Consider the following 13,850-nt stretch of genomic DNA (forward strand, 5'->3'; position numbering starts at 1 on the left):
GGTGGACCGGCGGAGGGTACGGAACTCATCGCTCCGCGGAGGTTCTCTCCGGGGGCCGGTGGCGTGGGGTGCGCGGTCTCAGAGGGCCAGGGGCAGCGCCGACAGTTCGGCCACCACCACGGTCAGCGGACCGAACAGGGCGAGGAGCGCGCCCGCCCTGAGGGCCGCGGCCCGGCGCGGTGTCGAGGCGGGAGCCCCCAGGCGCAGCAGCGCGGCCGTGGTGCCGGCGTGCGCCTGCTTGGCCTCGACGGCCGCCGTCAGCAGCGTCGCCACGGTGCAACCGGTCACCAGCAGCACCCCGAGCAGGGTGAGCGGACCGGCCGACAGGCCGTCGGCGTAGTGCAGCGAGCCCAGGGTGTACGCGCCCGACAGCACGGCGCAGACCACACCCAGCGGGCGGCCGATCCTGGTGGCCTCCGTCATGAGGACCCGTCCGGCCAGCAGTCGCAGGGCGCCCGGACGGACCGACTGGAGCAGCCGGCCGCACAGATGGGTGAGACCGGGACCGGCCAGCGCGAGGCCGACGGCGGCCAGCACCAGACCGGCCACGGCGCCGGGCCGGTCGCCGGGCGCGGTGCCGGTGCCGGTGCGGCTCGCGTAGGCCTCCACGGCCAGCCCCGCGGCCAGCACCGCGATGCCCCAGGGCAGGCCGGACGGTGCCCTGCCGGCGCCGGGCGACGGGGCCGGGACCGCGACGACCGGCACGGGGCCGCCCTCCGCGCCCCGCGGCCGCCGGGAATCCTTCCCCGGAAGATCCGCCCGCCCCCGATCCTGCTGTGTCTGTGTCTGTGTCTGTGTCTGTGTCTGTGCCTGCTCCGGCGTCGTCTGCCGGCCGCCCGCCGCCCGGCGGCCGTGGGCCGCCGGCTCCAGGTGCGCGCCGAAGCGTCCGTACGCGCCGAACGTCTCCCGCACCGCGGTGGCACGGTACGCGCCGAAGCGGCCGTACCCCGTCCGCTCCGTACGGGACGGGCCCGCCGCCCGCCCGCGCGGACGCAGCGCCGTCGCCACCGCCACCGAGGCGCTCACCGGCACCAGCGCCAGCAGCGTCAGGGTCGCCGGCAGCGGCAGCGGCCGGCCGGCGGCCAGGAAGTCGGTGCCGGCGCCGTCGGAGGGCATGCCGGTGAGGTCGCCGCGCAGGTGGAGGAAGACGAGCAGGGCGATCACCGACCCCAGCGTGCAGGCCAGGGCCGTGGTCGTCGCGGAGATCGCCATCAGCCGTGCCGGGCCGAGGCCGAGTGCCGAGAGACCGGAACGGGGCCGGGTCCCCGGGTCGGCGCGGGCCACCGCGACCGCGAAGTGCACCGTGGCCGCCAGCGGGGCCGCGCACCAGGCCAGCCGGAGCAGCGAGGCGGACGGCGTGCCCGGGTGGCCGATCGCGTGGCCGAGGGCGCACAGCAGCAGAAAGCCCGTACCCGCAGAGGCCGTCGCGACCAGGAGACGGCGCAGCTGGACGGCCGGACGGGCACCTCGGGTCAGACGGAGAGCGAGCACGCCGTCCGGCCCTCCGTCTCGGCGGTCCCGGAGACCGGAGGCAGATGTACGGTGCGCACCCGGCGCCCGTCGAGCAGCGAGACCGTGCGGTCGGCGAGGGCCGCGGTGTCCGCGTCGGCGGTGGCGAGGAGCACCGTGATGCCGTGCGAACGGGCCGCCGTGGTCAGCGTACGCAGGACGTGCCGCCGGTCGGCGCGGTACAGCGGGGCGGTCGGCTCGTCGGCGAACAGCACCGAGGGAGCCGGGGCGAGGGCGCGGGCGATGCAGACCCGCTGCCGCTCCGCGTGCACCAGCTCCGCCGGCCGCCTGCGGGCCTTGTCGCCGATGTCGAGGCGCTCCAGCCACTCCAGGGCCGTCGCCCTGGCCCGGCGCCGGTCGGTGCCGCGCAGCATCAGGGGGAGGGCGGTGTTCTCCCAGACGTTCAGCTCGGACACGAGCACCGGCGCCGGGTCGATCCAGCAGAAGCGCTCCCGGCGCAGCCGCTCGCGGGCGGCCGGACGCATGGTGTGCACGGGGACGCTGTTGTACCAGACCTCGCCGTCCGCCACGGAGGCCAGTCCGGACAGGCATCGCAGCAGGGTCGTCTTGCCGCTGCCGCGCGGGCCGCCGACGGCGAGGATCTCACCCTCCCCGACACCGAGCGAGACCCCGCTCAACCCGGGCGAACCGTCGTCGTAACGGAAGTGCAGGGCGCGTGCCCAGAGCACGTCGTTGTCCGGTGGGGCCACCATGGCGTACACCTCGGTTCGGATCAGAAATGCCGTGCGAGATTCGTGAATCCCCCGTGCGGGGGAACGAAAGCAGTGCCGATCGGTCACTGGGCACGCTAGGCAGCGCACGGCGGGACGCCGGACAGCACGCGGCCCCGGACCGCCGTTTCTCACTCGAACGGGCGGCATCGGGGCCGTGTGCGGTCATTCCAGCCGAAGATCACAGCGGGAGGTCACAGCGGGAGATCACGACTGGGGACCGCGGTGCGGGTCACAGCTTCGTCCATGCCTCCGACAGGGTGACGCGCAGGATCTGCTCGATCTCGTCGAAGGTCTCCTGGTCGGAGATCAACGGCGGGGCGAGCTGGACGACCGGGTCGCCGCGGTCGTCGGCACGGCAGTACAGGCCGTTCTCGTACAGCTTCTTGGACAGGAAGCCGTACAGGACGCGCTCGGTCTCCTCGTCGTCGAAGGACTCCTTGGTGTGCTTGTCCTTGACCAGTTCGATGCCGTAGAAGAAGCCGTTGCCGCGGATGTCGCCGACGATCGGCAGGTCGTGGAGCTTCTCCAGCGTCGCGCGGAAGGCACCCTCGTGGTCCAGCACGTGCTGGTTGAGCCCCTCGCGCTCGAAGAGGTCGAGGTTGGCGACGCCCACCGCGGCCGAGACGGGGTGGCCGCCGAAGGTGTAGCCGTGCAGGAAGGTGTTGTCGCCCTGGTAGAACGGCTCGGCGAGGCGGTCGGAGACGATGCACGCGCCGATGGGGGAGTAGCCGGACGTCATGCCCTTGGCGCAGGTGATCATGTCCGGGACGTAGCCGAACTTGTCGCACGCGAACGTCGTGCCCAGGCGGCCGAAGGCGCAGATGACCTCGTCGGAGACGAGCAGCACGTCGTACTGGTCGCAGATCTCGCGGACCCGCCGGAAGTAGCCGGGCGGCGGCGGGAAACAGCCGCCCGCGTTCTGCACCGGCTCGAGGAAGACCGCGGCGACCGTGTCCGGGCCTTCGAAGAGGATCTGCTGCTCGATCTGGTCGGCGGCCCAGCGGCCGAACGCCTCCGGGTCGTCGCCGTGGATCGGGGCGCGGTAGATGTTGGTGTTCGGCACCTTGCGGGCGCCCGGCACCAAGGGCTCGAACGGGGCCTTCAGAGCCGGCAGGCCGGTGATCGACAGGGCGCCCTGCGGGGTGCCGTGATAGGCCACCGCGCGGGAGACGACCTTGTACTTGGTCGGCTTGCCGGTCAGCTTGAAGTACTGCTTGGCGAGCTTCCAGGCGGTCTCCACCGCCTCGCCGCCACCGGTCGTGAAGAAGACCTTGTTCAGGTCGCCCGGTGCCTCGTGGGCCAGCCGCTCCGCCAGTTCCACGGCCTTGGGGTGGGCGTAGGACCAGATGGGGAAGAACGACAGTTCCTGCGCCTGCTTGAAGGCGGTCTCGGCGAGCTCGACCCTGCCGTGCCCCGCCTGGACGACGAACAGCCCGGCGAGACCGTCGAGGTACCGCTTGCCCCTGTCGTCGTATATGTGGGTGCCCTCGCCGCGGACGATGGTGGGCACGGGGGAGTGCTCGTACGAGGACATGCGGGTGAAGTGCATCCACAGGTGGTCGTACGCGGCCTTGCTGAGGTCCTTGGGGCTGTCGGTGCTCACGGTTATCGGGTTCCCCACATGTAGGTCTGCTTCTTGAGCCTGAGGTAGACGAAACTCTCGGTGGTGCGCACGCCGGGCACGGCCCGGATGCGCTTGTTGATGACCTCGAGAAGGTGGTCGTCGTCCTCGCAGACGATCTCGACCATGAGGTCGAAGGAGCCCGCGGTCATCACCACGTACTCGCACTCGTCCATGGCGCTCAGCGCGTCGGCCACGGACTCCACGTCGCCCTCGACGCGGACGCCGACCATCGCCTGCCGGCGGAAGCCCACCGTGAGCGGGTCCGTGACGGCGACGATCTGCATCACGCCCTGGTCGAGCAGCTTCTGGACGCGCTGGCGCACGGCCGCCTCCGACAGGCCGACGGCCTTGCCGATGGCGGCGTAGGGCCTGCGGCCGTCCTCCTGGAGCTGCTCGATGATGGCGAGGGAGACGGCGTCCAGGTGGGGACCGCCGCCGTTCCTGGACTCGCGGGAGTCCCTGGGTTCTGCGCTTCGACTGGCCACATGGTCACTGTGCACGACGTCTCGACTGTTCCGCAAGGCGCATTCGATGAAATCCGTTGTCTCGAGGGTTGATGTCTGCGGATTTCGCAGACTCGGGGCGGGCGGGGGTGTTGAATGCGTCAGCGGTCCGTCTAGGGTGGGTGTCTCAGGGGTTGGACACCTCCGACACCCACGAGGAACACCGGGAGGACCTGCAGTGAGCACCGAGCCGCGACGTCTGCGCAACTACATCGGCGGCGAGTTCCGCGACGCTGCCGACGGACGGACCACCGAGGTGGTCAACCCCGTGACCGGCGAGGCGTACGCGACCGCGCCGCTGTCCGGACAGGCGGATGTGGACGCCGCGATGGCGGCCGCCGCCGAGGCCTTCCCCGGCTGGCGCGACACCACGCCGGCCGAGCGGCAGAAGGCCCTGCTGAAGGTCGCGGACGCCGTCGAGGAGCGCGCCGAGGAACTCGTCGCGGCCGAGGTGGAGAACACGGGCAAGCCCGTCGGGCTGACCCGCACCGAGGAGATCCCGCCGATGGTCGACCAGATCCGCTTCTTCGCGGGTGCGGCGCGGATGCTGGAGGGCCGCTCGGCCGGCGAGTACATGGAGGGCCTGACCTCCATCGTGCGCCGTGAGCCGGTCGGCGTCTGCGCCCAGGTCGCCCCCTGGAACTACCCGATGATGATGGCCGTGTGGAAGTTCGCCCCGGCGATCGCGGCGGGCAACACGGTCGTCCTCAAGCCCTCGGACACCACCCCGGCCTCCACCGTCCTGCTCGCCGAGATCCTCGGCTCGGTCCTGCCGACGGGCGTCTTCAACGTCGTCTGCGGCGACCGGGACACCGGCCGCATGATGGTCGAGCACGAGACCCCGGCGATGGCCTCCATCACCGGTTCGGTACGGGCCGGCATGCAGGTCGCCGAGTCCGCGTCCAAGGACCTCAAGCGCGTCCACCTGGAGCTGGGCGGCAAGGCGCCGGTCGTCGTCTTCGAGGACACCGACATCGCCAAGGCCGTCGAGGACATCTCCGTCGCGGGCTTCTTCAACGCCGGCCAGGACTGCACGGCGGCCACCCGCGTCCTCGTCCACGAGTCGATCCACGACGAGTTCGTCACCGCCCTCGCCAAGGCGGCCGCCGACACGAAGACGGGTGCCCCCGACGACGAGGACGTCCTCTTCGGCCCGCTCAACAGCGCCGGTCAACTGGCCCAGGTCCAGGGCTTCGTCGACCGGCTGCCCGCGCACGCGCGGGTGGAGGCCGGCGGGCGGCGCGTCGGGGACACGGGCTACTTCTTCGCGCCGACCGTCGTCTCGGGCCTGAAGCAGGACGACGAGATCATCCAGAAGGAGGTCTTCGGCCCGGTCATCACCGTCCAGACCTTCACCGACGAGGACCAGGCCGTCGCGTACGCCAACGGCGTCGAGTACGCGCTCGCCTCCTCGGTGTGGACCAAGGACCACTCCCGCGCGATGCGCATGTCCAAGAAGCTCGACTTCGGCTGCGTGTGGATCAACACCCACATCCCGCTGGTCGCGGAGATGCCGCACGGCGGTTTCAAGAAGTCCGGCTACGGCAAGGACCTCAGCGCCTACGGCTTCGACGACTACACGCGCATCAAGCACGTGATGACGTCGCTCGACGCGTAGGCGCTCCGCCGGATCGGCCGGACGAGGTCCTGGGCGCGACGAGGGCCCGGTCGTCCGGAGGCCGCGGGCCGTCCGCAGCCGCTCCCGCGGTTCCCCGCGCCCCTCGGGGGCGCGGGGAGCTTTCCCGTGAGGGGCGGTGCGGCGGGACGGGCGACCCGCCGAGCGGCGGGCTCGTGGACGGGACCGCCCCGCACGGGCTGCTCGCGGTCCGGCCGTGGCGCCATGCGCCCGAGGTGTGCGAGCGGTTCCGGAGGGCCGGAGCAGGTGTGGCGGCGGGCAGGGGCCGTCGACCACCGTGAATTCGGCACTGCGGTGGGGTGATGGCGGCGGCCGTCTCCACCGGCGTGGTCACCGGGCCGGCGGGCGTGGCCGCGACAGTGGAGCGTCTGGTCTCCGAGGGATGGCGGGAGCCGTTCCGCCGGGCGGTACCGGCCCCTCCGGTGCGGCCGGAGTCCACCGGCCACGGGCCGCGGAAGGTGGCGCGTTGTCGCCGTTGACCGGGTTGTCCCGCCCATGACACGGTCGGGCCGTCCCCGGCAGGACCGGCCGGGGCAGGACGACGGGAGGGGACGACCGATGACGGCAGTGGGTCACAGCAGGGCGAGACGGCGAGGGCTGAGGGCCTGCGGCGTGGTGACGGCGGCGCTGGTCGCTGTGACGGTCGCGGGGCCGGCGGCGATCGCGGCCGGGGGACCGTCCGCCACCGCGCCGGCCCCGGTGGCGGCGAGCGCGCTGAGTGATCCGACTCCCGAGGAGCAGCAGCAGCTCAGGGAAGTGGCCGGCGCGATCTGGACCCCTCAGCTGGCCGCCGGGTGGAACATGAACGCCGAGGTGGCCGACGTGCTGTCCACGGCCACCGGGGAGATCCTCCGATGCAGTGAGGCGTTCTCCCTCGTGCCGCGCCCGCCGGGCTTCGTCCCGGGGCTCGGCTACCTCGTCAATTACTGGAAGAACCTGCGCGACTACTTCCTGGCCGTGAAGGACAACCGCACCTACCGCGCCTGTGTGGTGACGGCCGCGGCCAATTACCGCTCGGCGATCGAGATGGCCTCCCTGGGCATCTGAGCCGTACCGGGGCCGGGCCCCCTCGCCGGTCGGCTACCGCCGCCGCGGTGACGGGGCCCGGCGCTCGCGCCCTGCGCGGGTCCGCGCAGGGCGCACAGGACGTCGATGCGGTTGGTGGTGATCGAGTCGGCACCCAGCGCCAGCAGGCGGCGCATGGAGCGGCGGGTGTCCGGGGTCCACACGGAGAGCAGGCAGCCGTCCGCGTGGACCCGGTCGGCGAGGGCCCGGTCGACCAGGCCGAAGCGGTAGTTCAGCCAGCGCGGCCGGACCGCGTCCAGGACACCGGCGCGCGGCGGGGCCGACGACGCGACGGTGAGGGCGATCTCGGCCGACGGGTCCGCCGCGCGCACGGCGAGCATCGGGGCGGCGCCCGCGCAGTAGTAGACGCGGTCCTGGGCGCCGTGCTCCCGTACGGCGTCCACGATCCGGCGCACCGCCCGGGGGCCGGGATCGCCCGGAAGGTCCAGCATGACCCTGGCGCCCTCGGTCGCCGACAGCGCGTCCGGCAGCGTGGGCACCCCGCCGTCGGTCAGGCCGCGCACCTCCTCCCAGGACAGCGCCCGCAGCGGGCGGTCGTGCCCCCAGAGCCGCTTGAGCGTCTCGTCGTGCAGCAGGACCGGTACGCCGTCCCGGGTGAGGCGTACGTCGAACTCGACCGCGTCCGCGCCCTTGTGGAGCGCGGAGCGCAGCGAGGCGAGCGTGTTCTCACGGACGTGGTACGGGTCGCCGCGGTGGGCCACGGCGGTCACGTGGTGCATGGCGGTCCTTCGCGGGGTCGGCTCACGGGGCGGCTGGTCCACGGCGGCGGGGGAGGGGTTCACCGCAGCGGCCGGGAGGAGAGCCAGGAGGCGGTGTACGCGTCGATCTCGGCGGCCAGCCGCGTCTTGCCCGGCGCGTCCAGGAACGAGGCCTCCACCGCGCTCTTCGCCAGCGCCGCCAGGCCCTCCTCGTCGAGGTCCAGCAGCCGTGCGGCGACCGCGTACTCGGTGTTCAGGTCGGTGCCGAACATCGGCGGGTCGTCGGAGTTGACGGTGACCGGCACACCGGCGCGGACGAACTCCCTGATCGGGTGTTCGTCGAGGCTGGTGACCGCGCGGGTGGCGATGTTGGAGGTAGGGCACACCTCCAGCGCGATGCGCCGCTCGGCGAGGTGCGCGAGCAGCTCGGGGTCCCGGGCGGCGCTGGTGCCGTGCCCGATCCGCTCCGCGCGCAGGTCGACCAGGGCGTCCCACACCGTCCCGGGGCCGGTCGTCTCACCGGCGTGCGGCACCGAGTGCAGGCCCGCGGCGATGGCCCGGTCGAAGTACGGCTTGAACTGCGGCCGGGGCACTCCGATCTCGGGCCCGCCCAGGCCGAAGGAGACCAGGCCCTCCGGGCGCAGCCGGTCGTCGGTGGCGAGCCGCGTGGTCTCCTCGGCGGCCTCCAGACCGGCCTCGCCGGGGATGTCGAAGCACCAGCGCAGCACGGTCCCGAACTCGGACTCGGCCGCCTTGCGGGCGTCCTCGATCGCCTCCATGAACGCCCGCGCGTCGATCCCGCGACGGGTCGACGAGAACGGGGTGATCGTCAGCTCGGCGTACCGCACCTGTTGCCGGGTCAGCTCACGCGCCACCTCGTAGGTGAGCAGCCGGACGTCCTCGGGCGTGCGGACCAGGTCCACGACGGACAGGTACACGTCGATGAAGTGGGCGAAGTCCGTGAAGGTGAAGTAGCCGGCGAGCGCCTCGGGGTCGACGGGGACCCTGGAGTCGGGGTGGCGGGCGGCCAGCTCCGAGACGATGCGGGGGGAGGCGGAACCGATGTGGTGCACGTGCAGTTCGGCCTTGGGCAGCCCGGCGATGAAGTCGTGCGGGCCGCTGCCCGCCGTCTCGGCGGACACGGCGAGGCGTTCGGTCATGGTCCCTCCCGGAAACGGCGTCCCCGGCCGGGGTGCGGCTGTGGCGGGACGCGGGTGATCGGCTGATCGGTGGATCGGGGGTCATCGTAGGCCGGGCGCGCACGAGGCGGTGCCGGGCCGTACCATGACGGGACGTTCGACGGAGGGGGTCCAGCGCATGTCCGAGGACGCGCAGGCGCCGGAAGCGCGGGGGAACCCGGCGGGCGGCACTCCGCCCCGGGCCCCGCACGCCCATGACGACGTCTGGGCGGCGCCGGCCGACAGCGGGGCCGCGCGGGCCCAGCCGCCCCAGAGCCCACCGAGGGAAGTGTCGCCGCCCGAGCCGACCCAGGTGGACCTCGGCGGCCACGGCGCGTCCGGGCCGCCGGGCTCCGCCGCAGTCACCGACCCGTTCGCCCTCCCGGAGTTCGACCCTCCGGCCCCCGCCCCGGGGACGTCCGGCGCGCCCCGGGCCTCCGGCGCCCCGTCCGCCCCCTCGGCCCCCTCCGTGCACGACCAGCGGACGGTCACGTCCCTCCCCGCGGCGAGTGCCCCGGCCGCACCTTCGGCCCCACCGCGGGCCCGGCCGTGGGCAGGCCCCTCCGGCCCCTCCACCCCGCCCGCTCCTGCGCCGCCCGCGCCCGCCGGCCCCGGAGCCGCGGCCTCCGACCCCTTCGCGCCCCCGGCCGCCGAGCCGGTCCCGCCGCCGCCCATCGCCCCCGGCGGTCCCGGCCAGGTGCCGTACGGCTACCCGGGCGGCCACGGGAGCGGGTACCAGGGCGGGTACGCCCACCCGGCCGCACAGCAGCCCGCCCACGCCGGTGCTCCCGCCCACGGCGGCACGCCCGACCAGGGCCACGGCTGGACCGGTATGCCTCCGCAGCCGGCCAACGGCATGGGTGTCACCGGACTCGTGCTCGGGATCATCTCGGCCTGCGTCTTCTGCCTCTGGCCGCTGGCCGTCGGGCTCGGCGTCCTGGCCGTGGTCTTCAGCGCCCTCGGCCGGGGCAAGGCGGCCCGCGGCGAGGCCACGAACCCGGGCCACGCCCTGGCCGGCCTCATCTGCGGCGGGGCCGGCATCGTGCTGGGCGGTGGTTTCGGCCTCCTCGTCACCCTGCTCTGAGCGCTCCCGGCGCCGTGTCCGGGGATCTCGCCCGCGGTGTTGTGACGCGCCGCCGGGACCCCGGTCCGGGCGGGGCGGTGTCCACCGGGCCGTCCGGACGGCACCGACCGCACCGGGGTGAACGCCCCGTGCCGCGGCGCGGGTCACCCGGCCGCGCTCTCCCGGAGAAGTGCGCGGGCCCGCATGAGGGCGAAGCCCAGGAGGTTCGGGCCGCGCCACCGGGCGGGGTCCGACGCCCTCTCGTCGTCGGCCGGGAGGCCGATGCCCCAGACGCGGTCCCTGGGGCTCGCCTCGACCAGGACGCGGTCGCCCGTGTTCAGCAGGAAGGCGCGCAGGTCCGTGTGGGCCGCGAACTTGTGCGTGCTGCCCTCGACGACGACGCGGAACCGCTCACGCCGCCAGGTGGCCTCGTCGAAGTCCCGGACGAGCCGGCCCTCCTTCTGCGCGTCGGCGGGGTGCCGCGCGGCCAGGATCCTCCGCTCCGCCTCCGGGTCGGCGAATATCCGGGCCTTGGCCGCCATCATCCAGTGCTCGGCGGTCGCGTAGGTCACGCGGTCCACCGTGAACGGCGACGGCCACCACTGGCTCAGGCAGCCCGCCCCGATCCGGCCGTCGGGCAGCGGCCGGTGCCTCCAGAAGTGCAGGTACTTGATCCGCTTCCCGGCCGCCAGTGCCTCGATCAGGGCCTCGCGGGAACCGGCCGTCCCCGCTCCCGCCGCAGTCCCGGGCCCTGCCCCCGCCCTCCCCGTCTCCGTGTTCGTCCCCATGTACGCGAGTTTCGCAGGCAGCACCGGCAAACGGCCCGTCTTTTCCGTGGCAGCCAGAGAGCCTTCCGACAGATTTCGTCGCTTAATCAAATGGAAACAACGGAATCACTTGTTGGTGTCGCGTTCCTCTGTCAGGATCGGCACCCAAATCGAGCCGGCGCCACGCCGCCCCCTCGGGGAAACGGAGGAGAGCGACATGCAGCACCCGGGCAAGGCCGTCCCGGAACGGTTCCCGGCCCGGGAACGGTTCGCCGACGGGGCGCAGTTCGTCGCGGGCCGCCTGACGAAGGGCACCTCGGGCCGGACGCACACGGTCGTCGACCCGGCCACCGGCGAGGACGTGTACGCCTACGAACTCGCCGGCACCGACGACGTGGACGCGGCCGTCACCGCCGCGCGCAGGGCGTTTCCGGCGTGGGCCGGTGCCACCCCGGGCGAGCGGTCCGACGCGATGCACCGGTTCGCCGCCGTGGTCGCCGAGCGCGCCGAGGACTTCGCCCGCGCCGAGTCCCTGCAGTGCGGCAAGCCCCTGAAGCTGAGCCGGGAGTTCGACGTCCCCGGGAGCATCGACAACATCGCCTTCTTCGCCGGTGCCGCCCGGCACCTGACGGGCCGTTCGGCCGGTGAGTACTCCGGCGACCACACCTCCTACGTGCGCCGCGAACCCATCGGGGTGGTCGGCTCCGTCGCACCCTGGAACTACCCCCTCCAGATGGCCGCGTGGAAGATCCTCCCGGCGGTCGCCGCGGGCAACACGATCGTCCTCAAGCCCGCCGAGATCACCCCGCTGACCTCGCTCCTCTTCGCCCGGGCGGCCACCGACGCCGGCATCCCGGACGGAGTGATCAACATCGTCACCGGCACCGGCCGGGAGGCGGGAGAGCACCTCGTCGGCCATCCCGACGTGGCCATGACCTCCTTCACCGGCTCCACCGCCGTGGGCAAGCGGGTCGCCGCCGTCGCCACCGCCACCGTCAAACGCGTCCACCTCGAACTCGGCGGCAAGGCGCCCTTCGTGGTCTTCGACGACGCCGATCTCGACGCCGCCGTCAACGGAGCGGTCGCGGGCGCGCTCATCAACACCGGACAGGACTGCACGGCCGCCACCCGCGCGTACGTGCAGCGGCCCCTCTACGAGGAGTTCGTGGAGCGCACCGCCGCGCTGATGGAGACCGTGCGGCTCGGCGACCCCTTCGCCGCCGGCACCGACCTCGGTCCACTGGTCTCGCACGCGCAGCGCGAGAGGGTGGCCGGCTTCGTCGACCGGGCGCGCGCCTACGCGCGCGTGGTCACCGGCGGCGAGGCCCCGGGCGGGGAACTCGCCGCCGGCGCCTACTACCGGCCCACCCTGATCGCGGACGCCCCACAGGACAGCGAGGCCGTGCGGGCCGAGATCTTCGGGCCGGTGCTGGTCGTCCTGCCCTTCGGCACCGACGACGAGGGCATCGCGCTCGCCAACGACACGCCGTACGGACTCGCCGCCTCCGCCTGGAGCCGGGACGTGTACCGCACCGGCCGTGCCACGCGCGAGATCAGGGCCGGGTGCGTGTGGATCAACGACCACATCCCGATCATCAGCGAGATGCCGCACGGCGGTTACCAGGCGTCCGGCTTCGGCAAGGACATGTCCGCGTACTCGTTCGAGGAGTACACCCAGCTCAAGCACGTCATGTTCGACAACACCGCGGTGGTCCGCAAGGACTGGCACCGCACGATCTTCGGGGACCGATAGCAGCCGGGCCGTCCGACCCGCGGCCCCACTCCCGAAAGGCACCACGCGTATGGAGCAGTACGAGCCCGACCGCCTTTCCCCGGCCCAGGTGGCCGCCGCGCGGCGCAGCTTCCGAGACGGCAGGGCGGCCCTGTCCCGCCGGTCCCTGCTGCACGCCGGTGCGGGCGGTGCGCTCGCGGTCGGCGGAACCGGGGCGCTGAGTGCCTGCGGCATCCCTCCGGCGGGCAACACCCGGGGCGGCGTACCGGCCGAGGACCACTCGAAGGAGGAGAAGCGTGTCGCCTTCTCCAACTGGACCGAGTACATGGACGTCGACGACAGCGGGCGCCGGCACCCCACGCTGGACGCGTTCACCGAACGGACCGGCATCAAGGTCACGTACACCGAGGACATCAACGACAACACCGAGTTCTTCGGCAAGATCAAGCCGCAGCTCGCCGCCGGCCAGGACACGGGCCGCGACATCATCGTCCTCACCGACTGGCTGGCCGCCCGCCTGATACGCCTGGGCTGGGTGCAGAAGCTGGACCCTTCCCACCTGCCGCACGCCTACGCCAACCTGTCCCCGCAGTTCCGCAGCCCCGACTGGGACCCGGGCCGTGCCTACTCCTACCCCTGGCAGGGCATCGCGGCCGTCATCGCCTACAACAAGAAGGCGCTCGACGGCGTCGAGGTGAAGACCCTCTCCGACCTGCTGGACAACCCGAAGCTCAAGGGGCGTGTCGGCCTCCTCACCGAGATGCGCGACACCATGGGGCTGACCCTGCTCGACATGGACAAGGACCCGGGGAAGTTCACCGCCGACGACTACGACGCGGGGATCGCCCGGCTCCAGAGGGCCGTCGACAAGGGCCAGGTCCGCCGCTTCACCGGCAACGACTACACCTCCGACCTCAGCAAGGGCGACTTCGCCGCCTGCGTGGCCTGGGCCGGGGACGTCGTCCAGCTGAAGGCGGACAACCCGGACATCGACTTCCTGATCCCGGACAGCGGTTACATGACGTCCAGCGACAACCTGATGATCCCGAACAAGGCCCGGCACAAGACCAACGCCGAACGGCTCATCGACTACTACTTCGAGCCGCGGCCGGCCGCCGAACTCGCCGCCTACATCAACTTCGTCTGTCCGGTCGACGGGGTGAAGGACGAACTCGCGAAGATCGACGAGGACGCGGCGAACAACCCGCTGATCCTCCCCGACCGGGCCATGCAGACCAAGTCCCGTGCCTTCCGCTCCCTGAGCACCGAGGAAGAGACGGCGTTCGAAACGAAGTTCGCGAAGCTCACGGGGGCGTGACG

Annotated in this window: 11 protein-coding genes and 1 pseudogene; 5 read left to right on the forward strand and 7 right to left on the reverse strand. The window is 72.8% G+C overall.

Going from position 1 to position 13,850, the window contains the following annotated elements; genetic code table 11:
• Positions 1-78: 78 nt before the first annotated feature.
• The 4 genes from ORI94_RS10030 to ORI94_RS10045 form a co-directional block, all read right to left on the reverse strand.
• Positions 79-1,491: a hypothetical protein gene (locus tag ORI94_RS10030; RefSeq protein ID WP_266074080.1), complete on the reverse strand. Its 1,413-nt coding sequence runs from the start codon at positions 1,489-1,491 to the stop codon at positions 79-81.
• Positions 1,473-2,222 carry an ABC transporter ATP-binding protein gene (locus tag ORI94_RS10035; protein ID WP_266074081.1) on the reverse strand — a complete coding sequence of 250 codons (750 nt, stop codon included), beginning with the start codon at positions 2,220-2,222 and terminating at the stop codon, positions 1,473-1,475. Before ORI94_RS10035 ends, ORI94_RS10030 begins: the two co-directional genes overlap by 19 nt.
• Positions 2,223-2,472: 250 nt before the next feature.
• A complete protein-coding gene (locus ORI94_RS10040; protein WP_266074082.1) occupies positions 2,473-3,846 on the reverse strand; it encodes an aspartate aminotransferase family protein in 1,374 nt (457 codons plus the stop codon).
• A gap of 2 nt (positions 3,847-3,848) precedes the next feature.
• Entirely contained in the window at positions 3,849-4,367 is a 519-nt protein-coding gene (locus ORI94_RS10045; protein WP_266074083.1) for an Lrp/AsnC family transcriptional regulator, read from the reverse strand.
• Between the two features lie 181 nt (positions 4,368-4,548).
• On the opposite strand from ORI94_RS10045, the gene ORI94_RS10050 reads away from it, so the two are divergent.
• The gene (locus ORI94_RS10050) at positions 4,549-5,988 is read left to right on the forward strand and encodes a gamma-aminobutyraldehyde dehydrogenase (protein WP_266074084.1); all 1,440 of its coding nucleotides are present in this window, start codon (positions 4,549-4,551) and stop codon (positions 5,986-5,988) included.
• Positions 5,989-6,564: 576 nt separating this feature from the next.
• Positions 6,565-7,053 carry a hypothetical protein gene (locus ORI94_RS10055; protein WP_266074085.1) on the forward strand — a complete coding sequence of 163 codons (489 nt, stop codon included), beginning with the start codon at positions 6,565-6,567 and terminating at the stop codon, positions 7,051-7,053.
• Here the strand turns inward: ORI94_RS10055 and ORI94_RS10060 are convergent.
• Both ORI94_RS10060 and ORI94_RS10065 read right to left on the reverse strand, forming a co-directional pair.
• A complete protein-coding gene (locus ORI94_RS10060; RefSeq protein ID WP_266074086.1) occupies positions 7,014-7,811 on the reverse strand; it encodes a glycerophosphodiester phosphodiesterase in 798 nt (265 codons plus the stop codon). The genes ORI94_RS10055 and ORI94_RS10060 overlap by 40 nt on opposite strands.
• Before the next feature lie 59 nt (positions 7,812-7,870).
• Positions 7,871-9,009, reverse strand: a pseudogene (locus ORI94_RS10065) (adenosine deaminase).
• 98 nt (positions 9,010-9,107) lie between these two features.
• On the opposite strand from ORI94_RS10065, the gene ORI94_RS10070 reads away from it, so the two are divergent.
• On the forward strand, positions 9,108-10,052 hold the full coding sequence (locus ORI94_RS10070) for a DUF4190 domain-containing protein (protein WP_266074088.1): 945 nt from the start codon (positions 9,108-9,110) through the stop codon (positions 10,050-10,052).
• A 143-nt stretch (positions 10,053-10,195) separates the two neighbouring features.
• Here ORI94_RS10070 and ORI94_RS10075 read toward each other — a convergent pair whose 3' ends face one another.
• Positions 10,196-10,819 (reverse strand): NADAR family protein, encoded by a 624-nt coding sequence (locus tag ORI94_RS10075; RefSeq protein ID WP_266074089.1) that lies wholly within the window; start codon positions 10,817-10,819, stop codon positions 10,196-10,198.
• Positions 10,820-11,015: 196 nt separating this feature from the next.
• On the opposite strand from ORI94_RS10075, the gene ORI94_RS10080 reads away from it, so the two are divergent.
• Positions 11,016-12,551 (forward strand): gamma-aminobutyraldehyde dehydrogenase, encoded by a 1,536-nt coding sequence (locus tag ORI94_RS10080; protein WP_266074090.1) that lies wholly within the window; start codon positions 11,016-11,018, stop codon positions 12,549-12,551.
• A gap of 49 nt (positions 12,552-12,600) precedes the next feature.
• Positions 12,601-13,848 carry a polyamine ABC transporter substrate-binding protein gene (locus ORI94_RS10085; RefSeq protein WP_266074091.1) on the forward strand — a complete coding sequence of 416 codons (1,248 nt, stop codon included), beginning with the start codon at positions 12,601-12,603 and terminating at the stop codon, positions 13,846-13,848.
• Positions 13,849-13,850 lie beyond the last annotated feature (2 nt).

This window comes from Streptomyces sp. NEAU-W12 (assembly GCF_026242095.1).
Classification (GTDB): Bacteria; Actinomycetota; Actinomycetes; order Streptomycetales; family Streptomycetaceae; genus Streptomyces.

What these genes read in the sequence shown, in the direction of transcription:
- ORI94_RS10060 (WP_266074086.1), bottom strand. Translation starts at nt 7,811, where the DNA reads ATGCACCACGTGACCGCCGTGGCCCACCGCGGCGACCCGTACCACGTC.
- ORI94_RS10035 (WP_266074081.1), bottom strand. Translation starts at nt 2,222, where the DNA reads ATGGTGGCCCCACCGGACAACGACGTGCTCTGGGCACGCGCCCTGCAC.
- ORI94_RS10085 (WP_266074091.1), top strand. Translation starts at nt 12,601, where the DNA reads ATGGAGCAGTACGAGCCCGACCGCCTTTCCCCGGCCCAGGTGGCCGCC.
- ORI94_RS10070 (WP_266074088.1), top strand. Translation starts at nt 9,108, where the DNA reads ATGTCCGAGGACGCGCAGGCGCCGGAAGCGCGGGGGAACCCGGCGGGC.
- ORI94_RS10055 (WP_266074085.1), top strand. Translation starts at nt 6,565, where the DNA reads ATGACGGCAGTGGGTCACAGCAGGGCGAGACGGCGAGGGCTGAGGGCC.
- ORI94_RS10080 (WP_266074090.1), top strand. Translation starts at nt 11,016, where the DNA reads ATGCAGCACCCGGGCAAGGCCGTCCCGGAACGGTTCCCGGCCCGGGAA.
- ORI94_RS10075 (WP_266074089.1), bottom strand. Translation starts at nt 10,819, where the DNA reads ATGGGGACGAACACGGAGACGGGGAGGGCGGGGGCAGGGCCCGGGACT.